A 25,901-nucleotide genomic window follows, 5' to 3' on the forward strand; every position below is an offset into this window, starting at 1 on the left:
TATGTATTTACTAGTGGATCAAAAGCGCTGATTCGTTATTGACTCTTGTCCAATAACTGTACGTAATGTGCGAACAATTCACGATGCGCCATTAGCTCATCAAAAGTAATCGCAAAAATACCATGACCACCGAGTGCAAATTTTAGCCAGTCAAACTGAATGTCTGGATAAGCTTGTCTAAGCGCCCACTCACTATCACCCACTTCACACACTAACAAGCCTTCAGGACTTAGATATTCTGGCGCTTCAAATAAAATACGATGCACCAAATCCAGTCCATCTTGTCCAGCAGCCAGTGCTTGCTCAGGCTCATATAAAAACTCAGGCGGTAAGTCGGCCATGATAGCAGCATCAACATAAGGAGGGTTGGTCACAATAAGTTCATATTGATTTTCCGCTGGAATCTTTGCAAATAGATCTGATTCGATCACGTTCACTTGATGACCAAGATCGTGATGATCAACGTTGACCATCGCCACTTCTAATGCTCCTTTGTCAATATCAACCGCATCGACTAAGGCATCGACAAAACGTGTCGCCAGTGCAATAGCAATACAACCTGACCCAGTGCATAGATCTAAAATACGCTCTGGTTGTGACAATTGTTTCATATCAAGCCCATGATCATAAAACACAGCCGGTTGACCATTAACAGTTGCACCTAGAGGCTTTGCAAGCTCATTGACATCAAAATATGGGTGAAACTGCTGGCGGATTAACTCCGCTATGGGCGAGCGCGGAATAAGAACGCGTTCATCGACATAAAAAGGCAGATCACAAAAATAGGCCAAATTGATTAGGTAACTCAGCGGTTTTCGTTCAGCGATACGCTCTTCTAATAAGCTTAGCACCTGCTGTTTTTCTGACGTCGTCAAACGGCAATCAAGTATTTGCTCATTGGCGGCCCAATCTAAAGACAGAGAATGCAAAACAATCGCTGACGCTTCAGCAAACTCGTCAGTAGTACCTTGTGCCACAACCACATCATAATTGCGTAGTTGAGTGACTGAAAAACGAATGAAATCACGTATGCTAGATAATTGTTCACGCGCCTCTTCAAGCTCGCTATGTAAGTTTGCAAATTGATCTTCTTCAGTGATTAGATCCGTTTCATCTGTATCCAACCCATCTTGTAGATTCTGCTCAAAATGTTGAGACGCTTGATCGTTAGAATATTGATTTTGAAACTCTTCTGCACTCATAGTCTGGTGTTCTGACATATCGCACCTTGTTGATTACATGCTCGTTAGTCACATGATAGTGGATTAAATAAAACGCTGTGCATGCATTATAGACGTAAACGCTATATAGCGCCAATGACTATAAATCTTACTGCAATAAAACTTTGAAGTAAGAGTTTACAGCTATCTATAGCAATAAAATTAATTGATCATTATTTAGTAATTGACCAGCATTTATTCATTTTTTGGAATTTTTTATAAAAAGATAATCTTACTTAAAAATTGCTAATCAAACATTTTGAGCAACATACCAGCTAAAATATCAGCCAAATATAACTATATTGTATGTCATACGTCAGCTATTGACGCTTAGCACTCTACAGGTACAAAAAGATGTATCAAAAGTTTGCTTAGAATCTTAATTGTGCGCATAATAGCTCCATTGTAATAACCTACTATGGTCAAATATGATGAAAATAAAACCTCTTATTGCTTCTATGTCTATCGCTATCATTAGCGCTAGTATGAGCCTCAGTGCCGTTGCTGCAACTGATGATACGCGTACAACGCCAGCACGTACGGCTGACAAATTACCTGGTATTGCTGTATTGGCAAGCCTTGATGTACAAGAAAATCGTAGCACATCAATTGACAAAAATAACACAGTTGCTACGCCTAGCATCGAGCCTAAGACCACTGACAGTATGAGTGATCTGATCGACACTAAGCAAGATAACAGAATACAGTCAGCATCAGAACCAGTCGCTGCAGACAATATGAGCGCAGCTGAGCTGACGCGTAAGGATGAACAATCTGATCGTACTGACGATATTAGTGAAGGCCAAGCTGTGGCGGGTCCTAGTGACGCCTCATCTATAGACGCAACAGATCCTTCATCTTTTGAGATGCCTCAATATGAAAAGAGTCTAGACTTCAACACTGATCCTGCGATCAAAAATATCGAAGATAAAGATGGTAAAAGATATACCACGCTTAATTTGTCAAATTATGCCAAGCAAGTAAACAACGCCACATGGTCGCCGAATATGAACGTCAATTCAGCGATGACTATCAAAATGCAGGCTTTGCTTGACTGGAACTATGCCTCTCCTGGTCCAATCGATGGTGGTTGGGGCATGAATAGTAAAAAGGCGTTAATCAACTTTCAAACGATGAAAGGATTACCAGCGACTGGTACGATGGATCAAAAAACATGGGATGCATTGACTAAGAATATCCCTGCCAATAAGCCTGTCTTAGTCACGTATACGTTGACTGAAGATGATATCAAAACCAACTTTTTGACTACGCCTTCAGGTTCGGAAGCCAAATCAAAAGTGAAAGGTTTATATTATCAAGATATTAAAGAGATGCTTGCTGAGCGCTTTCATATGGACATACGCTACCTTGATAAGTTAAATAAAAATAAAAACTATCGAGCGGGTGAAACCATTACCGTACTTAACACACGTAAGCCGCTCAATGAGCGTATTAATCGCGTGGTTGCTGATAAAGCAAGCAAAACACTATATGCTTATAATGATGATAAGCTGGTTGCTACTTATCCAACGACGATTGGTAGCGATGCCACTCCTTCACCACAAGGTACCTTTAAGATCATTAATAGAGTTAAGATGCCATGGTATAAAGCGACTGTCGGTGAAGGTGGCGACAAAAAAGTACATATGTTACCACCAGGGCCAAATAACCCCGTTGGTGTCGTCTGGATGGGTTTATCAAAGCCTTCTTATGGTATTCACGGTTCACCCAAACCTGAAGGTATCAGTCGCCAAGCATCAGCAGGTTGTGTTCGTCTAACCAACTGGGATGTATTAGAAGTTTATGCCAATATCGAAAATGGCGCGACAGTTGAGCTTAAGTAGTAGCCGACTCGATAATACTTCATTGATATATTCATCGTTCATTTTAAAAAGACCTTTATTTTAAAGGTCTTTTTTTGTTTACTGATAGATTTTTATTCATAGATTATAGGGATCAAATATGAAGACAGTGATGTTCATAGGTTATGGATCGATGGCAAGAAAGGTGCACGAGATGCTACCTAAAAACGTCAAATTATCGACTGTATTAGCCAGTCCAAGGAGCGCAAATCATTTAACAATAGAGATGGGCGAATCTATAAATGTGATTACTTCTGTAGACGATTTACTAGAAGTTCCTGATATCGCTATTGAGATGGCGGGACAAGATGGGCTTAAAGAGCACGGTATCAAAATCTTAGAGAGAAACATACCTCTTGGGATTGTCTCAGTGGGTGCTTTTACTGATGAAAAATTTGCGATTTCGCTACATGATGCTGCAAAAAGACATGGGGTAAAAATTCATATTTTAGCAGGAGCGGTAGCAGGTATAGATGGCATCAATGCTGCAAGCTTGGCCGGACTTAGTAAAGTTATTTATCAAGGTAGAAAAAGCCCTTCGAGTTGGAAAGGCAGTTATGCTGACAAGCTCATTGATTACGACTCTTTAAAAAAATCGACCGTATTCTTTACAGGTACTGCTAGAGAAGCTGCGACTTTATTTCCTGCCAATTCTAATGTCGCCGCAACCATTGCTTTAGCAGGGGTTGGCTTAGATGAGACACAAGTAGAGTTGATCGCCGATCCCACGCTTTCTCACAACATTCATCATATAATAGCTGAAGGCATATTTGGTAAGCTTGAAATTAGCATAACTGGATTACCATTAGCTGAAAATCCCAAAACTTCAAGCTTAGCTGCATTTAGTGCTTTACGTTTGTGTCATCAGATTAATCAAGCTCTACAAATATAAAGCATCAATGAAGCGAGGTTATATGGTCAAAAACTCCAAATATTTCAAGTTTTATAAACCTCGAATAGCTCATATAGCTGAAACATTATACTCGCTGACCGTCGTTATTTTCTTCACCAGTAATGCTGCCTATTTTTTTGGTAAAGAACAATCCGACTGGTATTGAGATTAAGATACCAATCACTACAGCGATCTTAATGTGCGGTATTTCATTTAATCCTGTTACCAATGCTGCGATTATAAGTACGCCAGTGATGACTGTTGCCGTCATTGAATAGATCATAGAAAATAGTGTCCAGTTCATCGCTTAATCCTTATAAATTGTGTGGGTATAACACCTTTATACGTCAAATCCACACTAATAGTAAGCTTTTAGCATATACTCACAGGGCATACATATCGACTGACTTCTTCAAAAAACCATGCTAATATAAGGGATTATTTGTCAACTCATATATTTACTTTAATCCTCCTTATTTTCTTCATCACTTCTTAATAATACTGCTCTAACAATCAGTCATCTACTATTTCTCATCATAGTGTCTATTAACTAAAAAATTATTACGCTCTTCATGTTTTATCATTACAATAGCACTCCTCTCTTATTTGACTTGTAAAGCCAAAATGCTATGACATCATCAATCAACGACTCTTCTGAACCTGCCCCTTCAAAAAAGGACACATCCAACTTTCAAAACAGTACCAACGCTAACAGTACCAATGCTACTGAGGTAAAAAAGCAAGATCCATCGGACTATGTATTAGACAGTAACCGTTTGGTTGAAGAAGACAGGCAACAAGCAAATGAAATAGAAGCAGAGGCTCAACATTCCGACCCTGAGATAACGATGACTTCACCCAGTCCAGATGTAGTTATCGCCTCTGTCGAAAATATCTCACCTCAATCAGAAACTGCGGCAGCACAACCTGATGATAAAGATAACAACCAGCACCGCACTACCGAATCAGAAAATACTTCTTCGTCTCAAACGCCTCCTACAATACCAGCAGAATCCAATAATAACTCATCATCACCTGCGCCAAATTCGACGTTGAACGATGATGTTGACGGCAATGTTAAGCCACATCAAAGCGAGGATGAAAACGAAAAAAGTGCGAATGACACAGAAAGCCATCTAACAGACGATGATAAAGTCGATAAAGTCAAAGAAGAAAAGGAAGCAAAACTTGAGTCTTATAAGCAATTTATAGCGGAGCAATTTAGCAATCAAAAGGTAGACTATCCAAAAGTACGTCTCACTATCGAGGCCAATGCATTACCTAGTAAAATGTATTTTATGATGAATACCCTTTCTGCCATCATCGCCAGTTATGGATTGATAACCAATTCAGCGGCAGTCGTTATCGGTGCAATGTTAGTCGCTATGATGTTGGGGCCTATTACGGGAGCTGCATTAGCTATCATTGACTATCGCATGCCGCTACTACGCAGAACACTATTTACCGTTATAGCTGGCGTCTCTTTAGTTGTCTTAGTAGGTTTTGTTGTCGGTTATATGCATCAAGGCCAGCCGCTTTCCTCTGAAATTCTCTCGCGTACGCAGCCGACTTCAATGGACTTAATGATTGCACTTGCTGGCGGTACTGCTGGTGCGTACGCAATGGTCTCACCGCATCTGTCTGTCGCAGTGGTTGGTGTGGCGGTTGCAACCGCTCTTGTACCACCCCTTGCAGCAAGTGGTATTTTGTTTGCCAATGGAGAGACTACATTGGGTTTTGGTGCAGCCCTGCTCGCCTTGACCAATATTATTGCTATTCAATTTACGAATGCGATGGTGCTTTGGTTTTTGGGCTTTCGTCGTTTGGTCGATGATGATTACAAATCAAACACTTATATAACGTTCTTTCGCCGTAATGCCGTTGCGTTATTATTATTGGTTGGGTTAGGTATTTATTTGACCATTAACTTAAACATCAGTGCCACACAACAAACTTTTGAAAATAACGTAAAGGACGCTATAAACAGCCATTTTATAGACAAAGGTAACGTATTAACCAACATGCAATTTGTAAAAGCTGATGGTTATCAAAATGTACGTGCGGTCATTCGTGGTGAAAAAAGTCCGACCTCTTTTGATGTACAAGATATTGAAGCGGTTATCACCCAAGATATGGCGGATAACTTTCCTGATTATTTGCCTATCAAGTTACAACTGCGTTATCTGCCTGTAAAAATAATCGAATCTGATCCTTTTATCCAAAATAGACTTGACGAAACTGATGCTGCAATTTTGACTAAGTAATGTTAATACCAAACCTATCCATACTTATAAGAGTGGCATACAAAGGTGACTGATGTTTACCACACGTCTATTTGTTAATCTTCAACACACCTTATATGTTTGTGCTAAAATCGCTTGCAAAATTATTTTCTTTATTTTGTCCTTTTTATTTATCTCTATTTGTCAGTAAGGAGCCGCTGTGAGTCAGCCATTTCGCTCAGCCGATATTCGCCAAGCTTTTCTAGATTTTTTTGTGAGCAAGCAGCATACCGTTGTGTCTTCATCGAGTCTCATCCCGCATAATGATCCCACACTGCTGTTTACCAATGCCGGTATGAACCAGTTTAAAGAGACGTTTTTGGGTATGGAGCCACGTGACTACACACGGGCAGTATCTTCACAAAAATGTGTCCGTGCAGGTGGTAAGCACAACGATTTGGATAACGTTGGCTATACCGCGCGCCATCATACCTTTTTTGAGATGCTGGGTAACTTCTCGTTTGGGGATTACTTTAAGCAAGCAGGTATTGCTTATATTTGGGAGTTTTTGACATCTGATGAATGGCTTGGGATAGATAAAGATCGTCTATATGTGACCATTTACGAAACTGATGACGAAGCCTTTGATATCTGGAATAAAGACATTGGCATCCCCAGCGATCGCATCATTCGTATCGGTGATAATAAAGGCGCACCCTACGCATCCGATAACTTTTGGACGATGGGTGATACTGGTCCTTGTGGCCCTTGTACCGAAGTCTTTTACGATCATGGTCCTGAGATTGAAGGTGGACTACCCGGTACTCCTGAAGAAGATGGCGACCGCTTTATTGAAATTTGGAACTGCGTGTTTATGCAGTTTAATCGTCAAAAAGACGGCACTATGCTGCCATTACCTGCGCCTAGTGTCGATACTGGTATGGGGCTTGAGCGTATTAGCGCGATTATGCAAGGCGTCCATGGCAACTATGAGATCGATTTATTCGTGCATTTGATGGATGCCTCTGCTGAGATTTTAGATATACAAAATGAGCAGCAGTCATCGCTTAAAGTGATTGCCGATCACATTCGTGCGGTTGCCTTTTTGATTGCTGATGGTGTCCTGCCAAGCAATGAAGGGCGCGGCTATGTGCTCCGTCGTGTCATTCGTCGAGCCGTGCGTCATGGAAATAAGCTTGGCGCCGATAGCGATTTCTTCTATAAGATGGTCGCGCCACTCGTAGCTGAAATGGGAGAAGCTTATCCTGAGCTAAAAGATAAGCAGAGCGTCATCGAAAACGCGATTCAAAAAGAAGAAGCACAATTTGCCAAAACACTGGCGCAAGGTTTACGTTTACTTGCCAGCGAGCTTGAAGACTTAAAAGATGGCGATATTCTCTCTGGTGAAGCAGCCTTTAAACTCTATGATACTTATGGCTTCCCGCTAGACTTGACTGCTGATATCACTCGAGAGCGTGGTATTGCGATTAACGAAGCTGAGTTTGATGAGCATATGCAGGCACAGCGCACGCGAGCACGTGATGCTGGCAAGTTTGACGTTGATTATAGTAGTGTCATTCAAGTTGAGAGCCCTACCGAATTTATCGGTTATGAGCAACTGGAAGAAAACAACGTCAATGTTATTGCCTTATACCAAGACGGTAAATCTACTGAACACTTAGATGAAGGAATGGAAGGTGTCGTCATCATTGATCGCACACCATTTTATGCTGAGGGCGGCGGGCAAGTTGGCGAGCTTGGCGAAATTCGTACGACAACAGGGGTGTTTGAAGTACAAGATACTAAAAAGTCTGGACAAGCTATTATTCACTATGGTGTCGTAAATATGGGCCGCGTTAGTGTGCAGCAAACGGCGGACGCGCACGTGCTTTCTGATGTTCGTGCCGCTAGTGCCAAAAACCATTCTGCCACGCACCTATTGCATGCAGCATTAAAAGTGGTATTGGGCGATGAGGTTGCACAAAAAGGTTCGCTGGTATCAAGCGATGTATTACGTTTTGATTTTGCTTATGACAAGCCCGTCAGTAGCGCTGAAATCATGCGCGTAGAACGTTTAGTCAATGAACAAATACAAGCTAACGCACCTGCTTGTATTGAGAATATGCCCATCGATGAAGCCATGCAAAAAGGCGCAGTCGCGCTGTTTGGTGAAAAGTATGGTAGTGACGTTCGGGTCTTAACTATGGGCACAGACAGTATCGTTGATGGACAGCGTCAGCCCTTTTCTATCGAGCTATGTGGTGGCCTTCATGTACAGCGTACCGGTGACATCGGTGTCTTCAAAATTGTCAGTGAGTCTGGTATTGCCGCAGGTATTCGCCGGATCGAAGCCGTTACTGGCATAGGTGCGATAAAATACATCCAACAAAACGATCAGCAGTTGAGTACTTTAGCCTCCCAGCTCAAAGTCAAACGCCCTGAAGTGGCCCAGCGTGTACAGACTATGGCAGACAAACAGCGCGATTTAGAAAAACAACTGGAGCGTCTGCAACAAAAAATGGCCAGTGCTCAAGCAGCCAGCTTATTAGACGATGTACAGACCATTGCAGGCACGCCAGTATTAATTAGTATGGTAGAAGGCATTGATGGTAAGTCGATTCGCCCATTGATGGATGATATTAAGTCCAAACTGCAAGACAGCGTGATCGTCTTAGTGGGTGATAAAGATGGACAGCTAGCGTTGGCGGCCAGCGTAGCCAAGTCCGTCACTGCTCGTATTAAAGCTGGTGACATTGTTCGTCATCTTGCTGGCGAGTTAGGAGGTAAAGGCGGTGGTAAGCCTGATTATGCCCAAGGTGGCGCGTCCAAGACCGATAACATAGGCGCGGTTATTACAGCTCTACCAGCGTGGATTGAGTCACAACTTGGTTAACAAGAGGCTCAGAGTTCTATAACTTATCTGATTGGTTATAACAGTTATAACCAATCGCCATGTATCTAATGGCTGTTGCGACTTAAAATCAGTGTGCTAGTGTGGTATAAAGTATGGCGGTCAGCTCTTAATCTAGTCTGCCAACGAAAAAAACAATCAATAGCACAGCAGTTTTTATGATCCGGCTTTATCTTTGTTAGTATTTACCTCAAGCAATAGGAATAAATAGACTCATTACAGGTTAACACTAGCAACTTATAGACAGCCATTGACGAATAATAGGTAAATTTTATGGCTTTAATAGTGCAAAAGTATGGTGGTACGTCGATGGGCAGTATCGACCGTATCAAAAATGTCGCAAAGCGCGTCAAACGTTGGCACGATAATGGCCATCAGATTGTCGTTGTAGTTTCAGCCATGAGTGGTGAAACCAACCGTTTGATTGATCTGGCTCGCCAAATTAGTAGCCAACCAGATCCCCGCGAATATGATCAAATGGTCTCAACTGGTGAGCAAGTTTCTATCTCACTCTTAGCCATGGCAATTAAAGACCTTGGCGTGGGTGCTCGCTCAATGACTGGGCGTCAAGTAGCGATCAAAACGGATAACGCGCACAATAAAGCACGTATCGAGAGTATTGATGATAAAAACATACGTGAACAACTAGACGCTGATAATATCGTTATCGTGGCAGGCTTTCAAGGTATCGACGAGTATGGCAATGCTACTACCTTAGGACGCGGCGGCTCTGACACTACAGGTGTTGCGATTGCAGCTGCCTTAGGCGCAGATGAGTGTCAAATTTATACGGATGTTGATGGCGTCTATACCACCGACCCACGTGTGACCTCAAAAGCCAAAAAGCTTGAAAAGATCACCTTTGAAGAAATGCTCGAAATGGCCAGTCTTGGCTCCAAGATTCTACAAATTCGCTCTGTAGAGTTCGCTGGTAAGTATGGTGTGCCTTTACGTGTACTCTCTAGCTTTGATGAAAATACCGACGGCAGCTTTGATCAAGATTTTCAAGACAATGTCGGCACCCTAATTACAATAGACGAAGGAGACAATATGGAACAGGCAATCATCTCAGGTATCGCATTCAACCGAGACGAAGCAAAAATTGTAGTACGCGGTGTACCTGACCATCCTGGTATTGCCTCTGCTATCCTAAGCCCGATTGGTCGCGCTAACATTGAGATCGATATGATTGTGCAAAATCTTTCGGATCAGGGTACAACAGATTTTACTTTTACCGTCAATCGCACTGACTTAGACAAAACCATGAAAGTGCTAAATGATGAGGTAAAAGACGAGATTGGTGCAAAAGAGATACTAGGCAATAGCGAGGTTGTCAAAGTGTCACTGGTTGGTGTCGGTATGCGCTCACACGCAGGTGTCGCTAGCCTTATGTTTCAGACGCTTGCTGAAAACAATATCAATATTCAAATGATATCAACTAGTGAGATTAAAGTTTCGGTTTTGATTCAAGATCAACATTTAGAAAAAGCCGTTAAATCACTACATACGGCCTTTGGTCTGGACCGTGAAGACGGCGATAGCAAAATTGCGGGTTTATAAAACCAATGCAAAATACTATGGTTCGTCGATTTAGTGTTGGTTATTATTGAAACCGTTAAAACTGTAAGCCTATTTTGGTAGCATTGTTTTGACGGTTTTCAATTAAATAGCTATTTATCGTTTCTAATAAGTATTTGGTTAGGAAGGTACTTTTTATACCCTTTTTGTAATTTTAACGTTATTAACGTTGTAGTTTACCTAATAGTTTTATGAAAACCCGTGACAGCATCTGTTATGCCACCTATAATGGGGGCTCATTTGGGCTAAATGAACCTACCTATCATCATCGCTTATCGTGTAACACTTTACTTATCGTATGAGGCGCCTATATTACTTTATGGTTGTCGTACATAGGTTCCATGTCATGACGATTTAGTGATGATCTGTAATTGAGATGTAATGTAATGAGTAATAATTTTTTAATGCGACATAAGGAGTGTGACGCATGCTAATTTTGACACGCCGTGTGGGCGAGACGTTAATGATCGGTGATGAAGTGAGTGTTACTGTTCTGGGCGTTAAAGGCAATCAAGTACGTATAGGTGTCAATGCACCTAAAGATATTGCAGTACATCGTGAAGAGATTTATCAGCGTATCCAGCAAGAGCGTACAGTACAATCACAGATGCAACATCTTGAACAAGGCAATTTTGCGCCATCATTCGATGATGAAGACTACTTTAATCGTTAATTTAACCTGCTTTGAGGTCATTTACTTATGAGTATCCGCCAATCAGACGTATCGGCTTTGCTTAATGGATTGAACAAAAAAGCCATTGGATTTAATGATGTTATCAGCTTTATTGATGATTTTTATCGCTATGCACCAGTGCCATTCGTAAATGGCTTACTGCATAATGATGCTGGTGAAAATGAAGGGAGTGCAAAAGTCTTTGGCTTTGCTAGACATCATGGCTTAGATCAATTAGATACCCTAAAGCTTTTCGGTGAGCATTACGAAAAGGTACAAGCTACGCCGAATGGTACAGACCATGCTAACATTCGTAATTTTTTACATTGGGGCTGGCAGGGATTTTTAATGGAAACAAATCCACTGACATTACGTCCAAACGTAGATACTACTGCACTGTAAGCTATATAGTATCTGCCACTATAAAAAAGCCACGTTATGATGATAGCGTGGCTTTTTTATATCAAGTTGATTCAGATTGTTCAACCCAGTATTACTCAATACTATTCCATTTATAACATTACTTATCGCGAAATTTGACCGGTTGAATCGCCCCCTTAGGATTGGGCATATTAGGATAATGATGTTCATGCTCTACATCACACTCAGCTCCAACGGTTGAACCATCGTCTTTTATAGGTTTATGAATGAAGCCAGTACGCTCAGCAGGTGCTAGATGTTCGTGTTCCCAAATCATGACTGCCTGCATGCAAGTAGCACGCTGTTCAGCATTTAACTTAGTGCCATCAGCCCATTTACCTAGCTCAATAGCAACGCGGAACTTATCAACCAACTCTGAGGTTAAACTCGCTAAGATTGTTTGTTTATCCATTATATCTACTCTCTACTATTATTTTAGATACGTTTACTCGTCATCTGTAATATCATCATCACTGTCGAGACTAAATTCTTCAGCGTGGACGTTCCAGTGTAGCTTAGTACGGCAAGCTTCATAAAAGTCAAAGCCTGGAGGATGCAGCAAAGTCAGCTTATCTGGATGTTTACGAATGTATAAACGCTGTTCTTGTTCAAGTGGCATGCTCGCTTTGCCGTCTGCACTGACCATCGGCTGCGTACGATTGTCCTCATGAATGCGAATACAGACTTCGCTATTGCCACTGACTACAATCGGTCTGCTCGATAGCGTATGTGGATGCATAGGCACTAGACATATTGCATCCATACTAGGATGGATAATAGGGCCGCCACCTGACAAGGCATAAGCGGTCGATCCTGTCGGCGTTGCAGCGATTAAACCATCGCTATGCTGTCGATAAACATCTTGACCATCAATTTTCATTTGAAAATCAATCATATGTACCGATTTTCCGGCATGTAAAACAATGTCATTAAGCGCCATGTCTTCATGGATAATGTCGCGTCCTTCTCTTATCTCCATGGTCAATAAAAACCGATGGTCAAGCTGATAGTCGCCCATTAATACTTGACGCAGCTTAAAGGCAGCTTCATCAGGCTTTACATCAGCCAAGAACCCAAGTCGGCCACGGTTGACACCCAATACAGGTACACGGTAGCGCGCTAGTGCTTCAGCTGCATGTAAAATAGAACCATCTCCCCCTACTACGATGACAAGATCACAAATCTCGCCTATCAAACTACGCTTGACGATTTTGACTTTTTCTACTTCCGTCAAATCTAGAGTAGGCAAGTTAGCAGTTTGTACATCCATAATCAACATCAAACCCATATCATTGATGGTTTGTGCAATTTGAACAAGGCTTTGGGTGACGCTACGTTTACCAGCTCGGCCCATCAGACCAATACGCCTAAAAGCTGGGTTTTTTATAGCATGAAATAGCTCTGATTCGTGCAAATGCGGCAATCTTTCTGACTGCGCTGAGTTTTCCATAAAACGACTCGGTATCACTGTAAAGTACAGAGTAATGATAGCGATAAATGAGCGTTTAAACTAGCATGTTTTATCAATTATCGTTGTTAACTGTCATAATCGACCCCATATAATAACTAACGTACGCATTTTTTAGATGTTTTTTTGACTACTAAAAGTATCGTCTATATTAGTCAATAAGCGATTTAGCAGTCGCATAAAACCTCTATCTCTCATGGTGTCACGCAAACACAGTTGACAATAATAACGGTTTTGCTAAAGTAACTGACATCTGTATTATTTTATTTATATTTTTTATTAAGGATACATGTATGGCCAATCCTATTGTCAGTCGCGCAGAACTTGCGGTCGGCGGTAAGTCGATGACCGTCAAAGGTGTGGTACAAAAGACAACAATGCTATTAGGCTTGTCAGCACTCTCTGGTTTAGGCTTTTTCTTTTATGCAATTGCTGCTGGATTATCTAGTAGCTTTATCTATATGACTGCAATCGTTAGTATGTTTGCAGGTGTTGGTTTAGCGTTTTTTATGATTTTTAAGCCTCATATGGCTAAGACCCTAGCCATTCCTTATGCTTTACTAGAAGGTTTGTTCTTGGGCGGCATCTCGATGATATTTATGAGTATGTATCCAAGTGTGCCGTTGACTGCGTTATGTGCAACCTTTGTGACAGCCGCGGTTATGTTAGGTCTATATCGCTCAGGCCTAGTGAAGGTCACGGATAAGTTTCGCTCTATTATGATGTCAGCAGTTTTTGCGATTATGATCTTATACGTTGTGCAGTGGGGTTTTGTGTTGTTTGGCTCAAGCTTACCGTTTTTATTTGATGGCGGGATGATTGCTATTGGCTTTAGCTTGTTTGTCATCGTTATCGCCTCATTCAGTCTGTTGTTGGATTTTGATAACATTGAGCGCGGAGTAGCAGCAGGCGTTTCTGAAGACTACGAATGGATATTTAGTGTAGGCATTGTAGCGACTTTAGTATGGATGTATATCGAGTTCCTACGTTTGCTAAGTTATTTACAAGACTAACTAAAAGTAACGTTTTATTAAAATTATGCTTAAAAACCGCCTTTAATAACAGGCGGTTTTTTTATGGATAAAACTAATGGCTTGTTAAAACTTAAGTTGCGATGAAAGAAGCATTGTGATTGAGATTAGCAAGTCTGATAAGCTTCAAGTAACTAGATGATAACAGTTGTTATATGCAAATATAGGTTAAGCTCGTTTTAAACGCAGCGCATTTAACACCACTAATAATGAGCTTAGCGACATGCCAATAGCAGCGAGCCAAGGCGGAACATAGCCTAGCGCCGCTGGTATTAACACGATACCGTTATAAGCGAGAGCCCAGCGAAAGTTTTGTTTAATAATACGTTCGGTTTTATCAGCGATACGTTTAGCAGCAGTAATTGCATCGATTTGACCGTTCAATATGATACTGTCACTAGATACTTGTGCCAAATCTGCGGCCCCAGCAATCGAGGTCGACACGTCTGCTGCTGCCAACACAGGGGCATCATTGATACCATCGCCGACCATTAGGACGACTGCGCCTTCAGCTTGCAGTTTTTGTAAGTGGTTAACCTTATCGGTTGGCGATAAACCGTTGTAAGCAGACTGCATTCCCAAATCTTTAGCCATTACGAGCGCTTGCGGGCTTGGATCTCCTGTTAGCATCACTGACTCGATACCATACTCCTTAAGGGTATCAAGCATCGGTTTGGCATCATCACGTATCTTGTCATTGAAATAAAAACATGCCATTCCCTGCCACGTACTGCCACCGTTTGCTTGGCACGATAACACCACCGCGGAGCTGGCACGATGAGTAACTAAATTAATAATGGAGTCATCAATGGGGCTTATATGACTATCAAAATTATCGTTGACAGAACTATCGTTGACCCTATCCAAAGCGAAATCTATATGTCCAATACGGTACAATACGCCATCAATCACGGCTTCCACCCCGCCCGCTGGATAATGCTGCAAACCTTGGGTAAGTGGTAAATGCAATTGATGAGCCGCTGTTAGCAATGCATGAGCAATAGGATGACGACTGCCTACTTCTAAAGCGGCAGCAGTGGCTAAGAGACTGTTTTTTTGTGAAGCTGTCTTTGATTCATCTTTTTCATGTTGTTGTACAGAGTCTAATAGCTCAATATTCAATAAGTTTGGTTTACCATAAGTAAGTGTGCCCGTTTTATCAAAAGCCACGTGGGTGATTTCTGCTAGTGTTTGTAGCGTATGTCCACGAGTCGTCAAAAAACCATAGCTTGCCAAGCGATTGGTCGAGACAGTCAATGCAATTGGTGTGGCCAATGACAGCGCACAGGGACAGGTCGCTACTAGTACCGCTACAGTTGCCCAAATCGCTTGGCTTGGATCAACGACATACCAGCCGATAAACACCAACGCCGACAGTACTAAAATGCGCGCAACAAACCAACGTGCCAGCTTATCTGCTTGCTGAGCCAGCTTTGGCTTTTCGCTCATAGCACGGTTCATTAGCCTATCAATCAGGCCTATTTGACTGTCTGCTGGCAGTGCGGTAATCAACATCTCAAACGGCTGACTGTCGTTCTGAGCGCCGCCAATAATATAGTCACCTTGAGTTTTGGCGATCAAGTTGCCTTCACCTGTTAATAGGCTCTGAGAGACTGTAGCAGTTGGACTTAGCAAAATACCATCACTAATAATCTCGGAACCCGCCTCAACTATGATGATATCGCCCACTTGTAAACTATGAGCGGTGACCATTTGCTTTTCTTCATCTTCGTTTTGTCGTTTTAAGAGACCCAATTGTCGATTACGTGTCTGCTGCCAGTCTTTAGCAATACGCAAGGTTAGTTGCTGGACGTCGTCCTCCATGTTCTGCATAAAGTTAGGTATAGAGCTTGACGCATGCTGATTGCTTGTACCCTCAATAGTCACATTATCAATCTGCTCAGCAAGATTTTTTCCTGCTTTATTAACATCACTCTCCCCAGTCGTACTTTGCTTTAATTGCTGCAAAATACGTTCGGCAGACTCTTTGTCTTCAGCAATTTTTTGTACCAGTACCGGCTCTACAACGACTAGGTCATTTGCCATAGTAGCTGCTTTTAGACGTGCATTATGCTCAATATAACGTCCTGCCAATAAGAAGAAAATAAACATACTGACTGAGTCATAATACGTCTCTCCTTGACCAGTAACAGTGGCATAAAGACTGGTAAAGAAAGTAACAATCAAGGCAATACTAACTGGCACATCCATATTGACTTGGCGTGCACGAATCGCTGACCAAGCCGAGGTAAAAAACGGTATACCTGCATAAAAAAACACAGGCGTACTCACAAATAAAGATACCCAGCGTAAAAAGTCGCGCTGGAATATCAGCATATCGCTATACTCGCCAAAATAGATCGCTACGGCATACATCATCGCCTGCATGGAACCCAATGCTGCAATACCAAGCCTTAGTAGCATCTGATTGTTGTGACGTGCCAGCATAGCCTCATGGGTATCTTGCCGATAAGGTTTTGCTTCATAGCCGATCTCGTTAATGACAGCTAAGATACGGCTAATAGGCAGCTTGCTCTCGTCCCAAATCACTCGCATACGCTGATTGGTCAGATTTACCTGACATTTGCGAATACCATCTAACTCATCTAATCGTGATTCAATCAACCACGTACAAGCGGCACAGCGTAGATTGTTGACAGACAACTCCGCAACTGACATACCATCTTGGGCATAGACAAACTGCGACTTTATTTCGTCATTATCGTAGGCTTCAAGGCGTGTTAATTGAGTGGGTAGACTGGCTGTACGGTTGATTTCTGAGCGATCAAGGTAATACTGCTCAAGTCCAGCTTCTACAATGCTTTGAGAAGCCAGTTGACAGCCCATACAACACATCTCACGTGACTCCCCTAATATCTCAGCATGAAAGGGTGGCTGCGGTACTGGATCACCGCAATGGAAACAGTGACCGGCAAGCGGCAATACCAAACCTTCAATGATTGAGCTGTCTTCATGAGATATGATTGCGGGTATTGATGACGAGACACTAGACATAATCGTGCTTACTTCCTTTAGACATACTGCTTTACAGATATTGTGTTGCATAAATATTGCTTGATTTAGACTAAATTTAAGCTTAACAATAACCTAGCAACTATTGATAAAATAACAGCAGATAATCCATACAAAAAACACCATTTTTGGGCGTATAGGCTGTTATCCTATATGGCACTTATTAAATAAATTAAAACCTTATAGACAGTCATATATAAGCGAATGCCATATTAAAACTCATTCGTTAAATACAATATTTGCCCTACTCTTAGTTCTTTTAAACTCATATTAGTACTATTACTACGCTTTCATTAGTTCATTTATATATTGATATTCGATGTTATATCATTATACACCTTCCTAGCTAAACCCAATAAAACCTTAAGTCGATGATGATAGATTGAAAATTTTGTCAATTTGCGTCATTATGAGGCAGTTTTTTATCCCAATACGGTGCGTTATCAGTGCGAAAATCTAATCCTAAGTTACCTCAGTCTGCTGCAAGTAATCCCCCCTCGCAGCAACGCGGAATTGTATTTAGTAGTATTCTATTAATCATTGTCATCGTTGGCATGGTTTTGTTGGCGCTGTATCTGGTCAAGCTTGACCGTACTATTACTCATAAGTTTGAAGGTAAGCGCTGGGATATTCCTGCCAAAGTGTATTCGCAACCGCTTGAGCTTTATCAAGGTGCGGCAGTTGACAACAGTATGATGAAGACTTGGCTTGAGCTGCTTAATTATCGTAGCAACAAAGCCTATGATCGCACAGGTAGCTTCTATAAGTCAGGCAATAACTACTTTATTCATACGCGCGGCTTTACTTATAGCGCAAACGATATTGATAAAGAACAAGTCATCAAAATGACGATTGCCAACGATAAGATTAAGTCGATTCAGAGCACTGAACAAAATAAGACTGGCATTATTCGTCTTGAGCCTGTAAGTATTGGCGGCATTTATCCGGATAGCAATGAAGATCGCATGGTTGTCTCTTTAGATGACGTACCGCAACCATTAATTGATGCCTTAATCGCGACTGAAGATCGCGGTTTTTATGAGCACAAAGGAGTATCTATACGCGGTATCGCCCGTGCCGTGATCAACAACTTTTCTGGTGGCTCTATGCAGGGGGGGTCGACCATCACCCAGCAGCTTATCAAAAACTTTTATCTGAATTCTGATCGCACCCTTAAGCGTAAAGCCAATGAAGCACTGATGGCCGTATTACTAGAGCTGCATTATAGTAAAGATGAGATTTTGCAAACCTATCTTAATGAGATCTATCTTGGTCAAAATGGTAACCGCTCTATAAATGGTTTTGGCTTGGCAGCACAATTTTATTTTAACCAACCTCTAAATGAGCTGCGCTTGGATCAACAAGCCATGCTAGTCGGTATGGCTAAAGGGCCAAGCGTCTACAATCCTCGTCGCCATCCTAATGATTCAAAGGCACGTCGTGATGTAGTGCTCAACAATATGCTACAGATGGGTTCTATCAGTCAAGAGCAATACGATACGGCACTAGAAAAGCCTCTTGGAGTGGTAGACAAGCCTGTTGAAGGCAAAAGCCAATTTCCAGACTTTTTGGACATCGTCAAGCGCGAGCTTAATGACGTCTATTACTCTGATGACCTAAAAAACGAAGGTCTTACCATTATTAGTACCCTTGACCCTATTGCGCAATTAGCAGCCGACAAAGCGGTTGATAAAAAACTTGGCGAATTACGTCGCAACAGTAGTAAGACCAAAGACTTGCAAAGTGCCTTGGTCAGTGCCAATCCTGAAACCGGTGAGCTTGTCGCTGTCGTTGGTAGTGGTAGCGAGTTTACTGGTTTTAACCGTGCTGTTGATGCCAAGCGTCAAGTTGGATCATTGTTAAAACCTGTTATTTATATGACAGCGCTTGAAAGCGGTCGCTACAATTTAGCCAGCCCCGTCGATGATTCTCCGATTACGGTAAACTTAGGGGATGGTAGCAAGTGGAACCCTAAAAACTATAGTGGTCGTGATCATGGTTATGTTCCATTAACAACAGCACTTGCCAAATCGTATAATCAAAGCGCCGTGCGTTTGGGAATGGAATTTGGCATTGACACATTTGCCAAACAGTTACACCGTTTGGGTATTGAAGAAAAGATCCCCGCTTATCCCTCAGCGCTATTAGGCTCAGTTAACTTAAGTCCTATGGACATGCTTGGCGTGTATCAAGTCTTTGCAACTGGTGGCTTTCGCACCCCTATTCATAGTATTCGAACCGTTATTGACAATCGTGGGCGAATTTTGCAGCGTACTGGTCTGAACACTCAACGTAGCATACCACCTGAAACCAATTACTTAACCAACTACGCCTTACAAGAAGTGGTCAAAAACGGTACTGCCAAACGTGCCCAATCACTTGGTAGCAATTTAAACCTAGCGGGTAAGACTGGGACGACCAATGACTACCGTGATGCCTGGTTTGCAGGCTATAGCGGCAACTATGTGAGCGTCGTCTGGGTTGGACGTGACGACAATAAACCAATTGGGCTTAGCGGTGGTACTGGAGCACTGCCAGTATGGGTTGATTATATGAATCGTATAAAATTGACGCCTGTCGCGATGCCAGAGCCTGAAGGAATTGAATGGTTATGGCTTGAGAATAACACTGGCAAACTATCTAATGAGCGCTGCGCCTCGGCTCGATATTTACCAGTCATGTCGGCACATTTGCCAGAAGAAGCGAGCAGCTGTGCGATCTCTTTGTATCAGCAGGAGCAAGCACGTGGTCAAATACAATGGGAAAATGAGCAAGGATCGATCAATCAGCAGCGTCAGCGTGAAGGTCTAAATATACCAAACAGTGAGATAATCGAGCCAACTGACGAAAATGGTGATAACGATACTCAAAGACGTACGGATACTTGGTACGATCGAGCTCTTGAGTGGTTCTAGTAAAATATCTGATAAGCTGTTGATTCATACTGTTGGTTAAAATGACACAGAATAAGGGGTTTGATATGGCGGTATTTATGCAACATCAGTACTTGGTAGTACAGAACAAAAGCTACAAAAGTCTCAGCAGATCTTTATTGCTAACAAGTGCGCTCATCAGTACTTTGATGTTGAGTGCTTGTCAAACGACATCATCGCTACCTAGCAACACTGCTACGGTGATAACCAAAACGCCTGTGACTGTAGCACCTACCACAACTAAAACACCGTCTGATATTCAAAATCGTCCTGATGGTACAAATATCTACCAAACCAAACCATATATACCGCCTACTGATGCTACGCCAAAGAATAATACTTACTCAGAAAACACCTCAGACGCTAACAACCCTTTAACACAGCAAACACAGGTCATAGAACAACCAGAAATCATATTTAACGAGCCTGTATATACTCCCCCGCGTGACGATTATATGATCTCGCAGCCCCCTACTGCACCGTCACATAACGAGCTATTAGAGCAGGCGCGTCAGAATTCAAAACAAAAAAGCCGTCAACCTACTGATAATCAAAGTAACTTGCCAGCTTTTCGCAATCTCATGCAAACTGGTACTAGTCATTTAAAATCAGGCAATCTAACGTCTGCTGAGAACAGCTTTACCCGTGCGCAGCGTTTAGCACCGAGATCATCAGCAGTATACTTTTATCTATCACAAGTAGCCCTAAAAAAAGGGCAACCGCGTAAAGCTGAGGCCATGGCGCGGCGTGGTCTGACTGTTTCTGAAGATGCCAATCGCCGGCGTTCATTATGGCAGCTTATCCTACGCTCAGGTCAACAACAAAACAATTCGCGTGTTGTTCGTGAAGCGCAACAAGCACTTAAGTAATTTTGAGCTACTTTTACATAAAGTACAGTAGCTTACATTTGTTTTACTCACTTTAATCTAATCAAAGGTATCTTTATGGCATGGCAACAACTGCACCTCCAGTGTGAAAAAGCAAACGTCGAACTTGCAGAAGCACTGTTGTTAGAGGCAGGCGCACTATCTATCGCGTTAGACGACGCAGGTGATCAACCCTTATTTGAGCCATTGCCTGGCGAATCACCTTTGTGGGATGACGTAATACTAACCGGCCTTTTTGACGCTACTACCGAAGACGGCAGTCGACAGGCCGTTGAGCAGCTCAGTCATGATATTGCAGCACAAATACAAGCCAGTCGCATTTGGTTGACAGCAGTTGACGATAAGGACTGGGAACGTGAATGGATGACTCATTATCATCCAATTGAATGCGCTAACAACCTATGGATTGTGCCTAACTGGTTAACGCCACCCGACGCTGATGCCACTAATATTGTTATGGATCCAGGACTTGCCTTTGGCACAGGTTATCACGCCACTACGCGTCTATGTCTAGACTGGCTAACCGAGCAAGACTTAGAGAATAAAGTAATAATAGATTATGGTTGCGGCTCGGGTATATTGGGCATTGGCGCGTTGTTATTAGGTGCCAAACACGTCTACGCAGTCGATATTGATCCACAAGCAGTTCTAGCTACGAACCAAAACGCTGCACGCAATAAGGTTGATGGACAATTGCAAGCATTTTTACCAGAAGCGTTTGCAGATTATTGCGCGCAGCACGATATTATTCCAGTGGATGTTATTGTTGCCAATATTTTAGCGAAACCTCTTATTAGTCTCGCTCCCTATTTTGCAACTTTAATGACACCTAAAGGACGCATAGTGTTAGCAGGATTAATTGAGTCTCAAACCGAGCAAGTTGCAGAGGCTTATCGTCCTTACTTTGACCTCGATTCTAAACATGCTTTCACTTCTCAAGAAGATCAACATTGGCAACGTTTGTCAGGAGTATTTACACAATAGCAATAAAAAATAGTTTTATTTACACACTAGCAACAATTTATTACATCTGTTACGATAGGTAATTGGTTGGATTTTGCAAATGCAATACTACTCCCTATTGTCTATCGTGCTACAGATATCTCAAATAAGACAGTTTTTGGTGAGTGAGTATATGGTGATTATTACTGTATTTCTTTGGACTCAATTACATGACTACGCTTATCAAAACACAATGTCCTTCTTGTCAAGCCTACTTTAGTTTACCACAAACTTTATTAAATGAGCTGGATGCCAAAGTACGCTGCAAACGCTGTCAGCAGATATTTTTGATCAATGAAAACCTTGTGGTTTCTGGTGATGAGCCTTCAGGTATCAATAGCACCTCTACTTTCAACCAAAAAAATAAGCATAATAACGCGCAACGAAAGGATGATGACTTTTTATCTTCTGACACGCTTATCTATGATGATATGCCTATTGATGATCTTGAATCGCCAAACTCAGCACACAATTCATTGGATGAGATGAGCGCTTGGTCTTTTGATTTGGACGCTACGCAAATATCATCAACGCATCAAAACTCTGCAAACGCAGCTGATAAATCAATAGCCACTGCAGATAGCGACGCTTTCATTGATCATGATATCTATAACGAACCAGAAAACATGTTTGAAGAAACAAATAATGCTATAAACACCATGTCTCGATACGACAATGTTTCAGTCCCTATTGATACTTCTAACAGAAATACTAATAATGATAATGCATGGCTCGAAAAACTTCTTGAAGAGCAAAACCATAAAACAGACGTTATAGAACCTGGTACTGATTTATCACAATTGCTGGTGAGTATGGGCGTACCACTGAGAGATCAATTTCAAGCTACTCCTAAGCGCGCAAGCAAAGTTCAGTCACGTATTTATCCAGTACAATCTCGTGTACAAACATCCATCGCTTCGTTACTGTGGCTGGCCGGCTGTTTGGTGTTGATAATGCTATTGTTTGCACAATATGTTATTTTTAATTTAGACAATCTAGTCAAAAATCCAATGTATGCAGAGCGCTTACAAGCAGTTTGCGCTATTGCCGCTTGTAGTCTACCCACTGCTGATATGACAGCTTTTGATATCGTTGACGTGATTTATCGGCCTAGTAAGGTAAATGCTGCTGATGGGTTTACCGATATAGCAGCTACCCTGGCAAATCAAAGCACAAAATCTCAGTTATTACCCAATCTAAAAGTCAGTATCTATAGTAATGACGATGTTATTGGAGAGTTCATTGCCATGCCAAAGGACTATCTAGTCAGCAAACAAAACCTACTCTCTGCTGAACAAAACAAACCCTTTATGTTTACCGTCCCTGTGGTCAATGATGAGATTAATAAAGTAATTATTGATCCTATTTATTAATCTTTTATGCCTGCCTGTCTCTAACCTGATGTTTACATTGATATGCAGTTTGACACCCAGTTAGCCTTTTATTTATAACCTTTGTCGTATGACAATATTTAAGGACATTATCTTATGGCACACTCAGTTCCTCCTACTGCCAACCATCTTGCCCACCATCATGATCATCTTCGCGAGTCTGATAATCAAGATAGCATTCAGCAGCCAACAATGGACGCACAAAGCAGCTCAAACAATGACTTGTATGGCAACTCAGAGCTTGCTCCAGTCAATGCACCCTTGCGAGTACATGTCGAACGTGTCGTACGTGAATACTTTGCTGCTTTGGAGGACGAGATGCCAACAGACTTTTATGAGCTTATCTTAAGAGAAGTAGAGCTACCTTTGTTAACAGTCGTGCTTGAACAAACTCGTGGCAATCAAACCAAGTGTGCTCAAATCTTGGGTCTCAACCGTGGCACATTACGTAAGAAACTAAAAATTCATAATTTAATGTAGTTGGTTGTATAGAAGTTAGTATTTATGCTCTAAAATGATATTGAGTTTTGTGTAAATGAGTCAGATGTTTTATTATAGGCATCGTGATTATTAGGGTGTTTTTAAGGTTAGACGGTATATAGCTGACTGCAGATACGCTGTTATAACCTTAAAGCTTCACTTCATGCTGTTAATATCACGCTTTATCATTATTGTATAAGGCAATTTATAGATTAAATGTAATTGTATCTGTGATTGCTACTACTATCTTGCCGGACGTTTTGTCGGGCTTTTTCTATGGAATCGTTTTTATGGCTACCAAACCGTTTGCTCTACTCTCAGTCTCTGATAAATCTAATATCATAGAATTTGCTCAAGGGCTTATTCAGTCAGGATTTGACTTATTATCCACTGGTGGTACTTATCGGTTGCTCAAAGAGCATGATGTGGCGGTAACTGAAGTATCAGATTATACTGGTTTTCCTGAAATGATGGATGGCCGTGTTAAAACATTACATCCAAAAATTCATGGCGGTATCTTAGGTCGCCGTGGTACAGACGATACAGTAATGAATTCACATAGCATTGATCGTATCGATTTGGTCGTGGTTAATCTGTATCCATTTGCTGAAACGATTGCTCGTGCCAATGTCACTATGAATGATGCTATTGAAAACATCGATATTGGTGGTCCAACTATGGTACGTGCCGCTGCTAAAAATCATGCTCATGTAGGTATCGTAACTGACCCAGCTGATTATGAGCGTGTGCTTACCGCTTTAGGTGACGGCACGGAGCTGACAACGGCTCTACGCTATGACTTAGCTGTCAAAGCGTTTGAACATACGGCACAATATGATGGTATGATCGCCAACTTCCTAGGCAGCCGTGTCAATGATACTCAAGAGCCTGAAAGTTTTCCGCGTACCTTTAATGTGCAGTTTGAAAAAGCACAAGACCTACGTTACGGTGAAAACCCTCATCAAAATGCAGCCTTCTATACCGAAAACCAGTCTTTAAAAAGCCAGCAAGCTTCTATTGCTACTGCAAAGCAATTACAAGGTAAAGCGCTCTCTTATAACAATATCGCTGATACTGATGCAGCTCTTGAGTGCGTTAAAGCTTTTAATGCATCTGCTTGCGTCATCGTAAAGCACGCTAATCCTTGCGGCGTAGCAGTGGATCAAGACCAGGTCGCAGCTTATAAGACAGCATTTAGCACAGACCCTGAGTCTTCTTTTGGCGGTATCATTGCTTTTAATCGTCCATTAACCGTGGCGGCTGCTAAAGCTATTATTGACAACCAATTCGTTGAAGTCATTATCGCCCCAAGTATTGAAGACGGCGTGCTTGAGACAACTGCGACTAAGAAAAACGTACGTGTATTGGTTTGCGGCGAGTTGCCAGCGCCGGCTCAGCGTGACTCTCAACTTGACTATAAGCGCGTCAACGGTGGTTTACTCGTACAAGAGCAGGATTTAGGTTTGATTACGGCTAATGATCTAAAAATCGTTACCGATGTTCAACCAACTGAAGCCCAAATCGCTGACTTGCTGTTTAGCTGGAACGTTGCAAAGTATGTCAAATCCAACGCTATTGTTTATGCCAAAAATCAGCGTACTATTGGTGTGGGTGCAGGTCAAATGAGCCGCGTCAACTCAGCTCGTATCGCAGCTATCAAGGCGGAGCACGCTGGATTGGTTACTGAAGGAGCTGTCATGGCATCAGATGCTTTCTTCCCATTCCGTGACGGTATTGATAATGCTGCAGAAGTAGGTATTTCAGCGATTATTCAGCCTGGTGGCTCTATGCGTGATGATGAAACCATTGCTGCAGCAAATGAGCACGGCATTGCCATGGTCTTTACTGGTATGCGCCATTTCCGCCACTAGTACTCAGCCAGTTAGTATTTATTTATC

Annotated in this window: 18 protein-coding genes and 1 pseudogene; 14 read left to right on the forward strand and 5 right to left on the reverse strand. The window is 41.9% G+C overall.

Annotated features, from left to right (window positions below; genetic code table 11):
• Positions 1 to 35: 35 nt before the first annotated feature.
• Positions 36 to 1,220: a 50S ribosomal protein L3 N(5)-glutamine methyltransferase gene (prmB, locus tag ACTXGH_RS06510; protein WP_439296020.1), complete on the reverse strand. Its 1,185-nt coding sequence runs from the start codon at positions 1,218 to 1,220 to the stop codon at positions 36 to 38.
• 428 nt (positions 1,221 to 1,648) lie between these two features.
• Here prmB and ACTXGH_RS06515 point away from each other — a divergent pair, with 428 nt between their 5' ends.
• Both ACTXGH_RS06515 and ACTXGH_RS06520 read left to right on the forward strand, forming a co-directional pair.
• Positions 1,649 to 3,064 (forward strand): L,D-transpeptidase family protein, encoded by a 1,416-nt coding sequence (locus tag ACTXGH_RS06515; protein WP_439296021.1) that lies wholly within the window; start codon positions 1,649 to 1,651, stop codon positions 3,062 to 3,064.
• Positions 3,065 to 3,182: 118 nt separating this feature from the next.
• Positions 3,183 to 3,974 carry an aspartate dehydrogenase gene (locus ACTXGH_RS06520; protein WP_439296022.1) on the forward strand — a complete coding sequence of 264 codons (792 nt, stop codon included), beginning with the start codon at positions 3,183 to 3,185 and terminating at the stop codon, positions 3,972 to 3,974.
• Between the two features lie 85 nt (positions 3,975 to 4,059).
• Here ACTXGH_RS06520 and ACTXGH_RS06525 read toward each other — a convergent pair whose 3' ends face one another.
• Positions 4,060 to 4,278 carry a hypothetical protein gene (locus tag ACTXGH_RS06525; RefSeq protein WP_439296023.1) on the reverse strand — a complete coding sequence of 73 codons (219 nt, stop codon included), beginning with the start codon at positions 4,276 to 4,278 and terminating at the stop codon, positions 4,060 to 4,062.
• A gap of 325 nt (positions 4,279 to 4,603) precedes the next feature.
• Between ACTXGH_RS06525 and ACTXGH_RS06530 the strand changes: the two genes are divergently transcribed.
• From ACTXGH_RS06530 to ACTXGH_RS06550, 5 genes and pseudogenes are all read left to right on the forward strand, one after another.
• Positions 4,604 to 6,238, forward strand: coding sequence for a DUF389 domain-containing protein (locus ACTXGH_RS06530; RefSeq protein ID WP_439296024.1), 1,635 nt, complete (start codon positions 4,604 to 4,606; stop codon positions 6,236 to 6,238).
• Between the two features lie 178 nt (positions 6,239 to 6,416).
• Positions 6,417 to 9,089: an alanine--tRNA ligase gene (alaS, locus tag ACTXGH_RS06535; protein ID WP_439296025.1), complete on the forward strand. Its 2,673-nt coding sequence runs from the start codon at positions 6,417 to 6,419 to the stop codon at positions 9,087 to 9,089.
• 291 nt (positions 9,090 to 9,380) lie between these two features.
• The gene (locus ACTXGH_RS06540; RefSeq protein WP_439260695.1) at positions 9,381 to 10,667 is read left to right on the forward strand and encodes an aspartate kinase; all 1,287 of its coding nucleotides are present in this window, start codon (positions 9,381 to 9,383) and stop codon (positions 10,665 to 10,667) included.
• Positions 10,668 to 11,112: 445 nt separating this feature from the next.
• Positions 11,113 to 11,280: pseudogene (gene csrA, locus ACTXGH_RS06545) on the forward strand (carbon storage regulator CsrA); the annotation flags it as partial.
• Positions 11,281 to 11,385: 105 nt separating this feature from the next.
• Positions 11,386 to 11,760, forward strand: coding sequence for a HopJ type III effector protein (locus tag ACTXGH_RS06550; RefSeq protein WP_299216229.1), 375 nt, complete (start codon positions 11,386 to 11,388; stop codon positions 11,758 to 11,760).
• A 118-nt stretch (positions 11,761 to 11,878) separates the two neighbouring features.
• On the opposite strand, the gene ACTXGH_RS06555 is transcribed toward ACTXGH_RS06550, so the two are convergent.
• Both ACTXGH_RS06555 and ACTXGH_RS06560 read right to left on the reverse strand, forming a co-directional pair.
• Entirely contained in the window at positions 11,879 to 12,190 is a 312-nt protein-coding gene (locus ACTXGH_RS06555) for a YeaC family protein (protein WP_439296026.1), read from the reverse strand.
• Positions 12,191 to 12,223: 33 nt separating this feature from the next.
• Positions 12,224 to 13,228, reverse strand: a complete 1,005-nt coding sequence (locus ACTXGH_RS06560) for an NAD(+) kinase (RefSeq protein WP_299216235.1) — start codon at positions 13,226 to 13,228, stop codon at positions 12,224 to 12,226.
• A 311-nt stretch (positions 13,229 to 13,539) separates the two neighbouring features.
• Here ACTXGH_RS06560 and ACTXGH_RS06565 point away from each other — a divergent pair, with 311 nt between their 5' ends.
• Positions 13,540 to 14,259 (forward strand): Bax inhibitor-1/YccA family protein, encoded by a 720-nt coding sequence (locus ACTXGH_RS06565; RefSeq protein ID WP_058368538.1) that lies wholly within the window; start codon positions 13,540 to 13,542, stop codon positions 14,257 to 14,259.
• A 186-nt stretch (positions 14,260 to 14,445) separates the two neighbouring features.
• Here the strand turns inward: ACTXGH_RS06565 and ACTXGH_RS06570 are convergent, their stop codons facing one another.
• Positions 14,446 to 17,292: a heavy metal translocating P-type ATPase gene (locus tag ACTXGH_RS06570; protein ID WP_439296027.1), complete on the reverse strand. Its 2,847-nt coding sequence runs from the start codon at positions 17,290 to 17,292 to the stop codon at positions 14,446 to 14,448.
• Positions 17,293 to 17,756: 464 nt separating this feature from the next.
• On the opposite strand from ACTXGH_RS06570, the gene mrcB reads away from it, so the two are divergent.
• The 6 genes from mrcB to purH all read left to right on the forward strand — a co-directional run bounded on the left by mrcB (position 17,757) and on the right by purH (position 25,874).
• A complete protein-coding gene (mrcB, locus tag ACTXGH_RS06575) occupies positions 17,757 to 20,225 on the forward strand; it encodes a penicillin-binding protein 1B (protein ID WP_439296028.1) in 2,469 nt (822 codons plus the stop codon).
• 65 nt (positions 20,226 to 20,290) lie between these two features.
• Positions 20,291 to 21,112, forward strand: coding sequence for a tetratricopeptide repeat protein (locus ACTXGH_RS06580; protein ID WP_439296029.1), 822 nt, complete (start codon positions 20,291 to 20,293; stop codon positions 21,110 to 21,112).
• Between the two features lie 75 nt (positions 21,113 to 21,187).
• Complete coding sequence (gene prmA, locus ACTXGH_RS06585) at positions 21,188 to 22,114, forward strand: 50S ribosomal protein L11 methyltransferase (RefSeq protein ID WP_345832156.1); 927 nt, start codon at positions 21,188 to 21,190, stop codon at positions 22,112 to 22,114.
• A gap of 188 nt (positions 22,115 to 22,302) precedes the next feature.
• Positions 22,303 to 23,505: a DUF3426 domain-containing protein gene (locus ACTXGH_RS06590; protein WP_439296030.1), complete on the forward strand. Its 1,203-nt coding sequence runs from the start codon at positions 22,303 to 22,305 to the stop codon at positions 23,503 to 23,505.
• A 210-nt stretch (positions 23,506 to 23,715) separates the two neighbouring features.
• Entirely contained in the window at positions 23,716 to 24,003 is a 288-nt protein-coding gene (locus ACTXGH_RS06595) for a helix-turn-helix domain-containing protein (RefSeq protein WP_420884185.1), read from the forward strand.
• Positions 24,004 to 24,293: 290 nt separating this feature from the next.
• A complete protein-coding gene (gene purH, locus ACTXGH_RS06600) occupies positions 24,294 to 25,874 on the forward strand; it encodes a bifunctional phosphoribosylaminoimidazolecarboxamide formyltransferase/IMP cyclohydrolase (protein ID WP_439296031.1) in 1,581 nt (526 codons plus the stop codon).
• Positions 25,875 to 25,901: the final 27 nt, after the last annotated feature.

The organism is Psychrobacter sp. 1Y10 (genome assembly GCF_052259005.1).
GTDB lineage: Bacteria > Pseudomonadota > Gammaproteobacteria > Pseudomonadales > Moraxellaceae > Psychrobacter > Psychrobacter saeujeotis.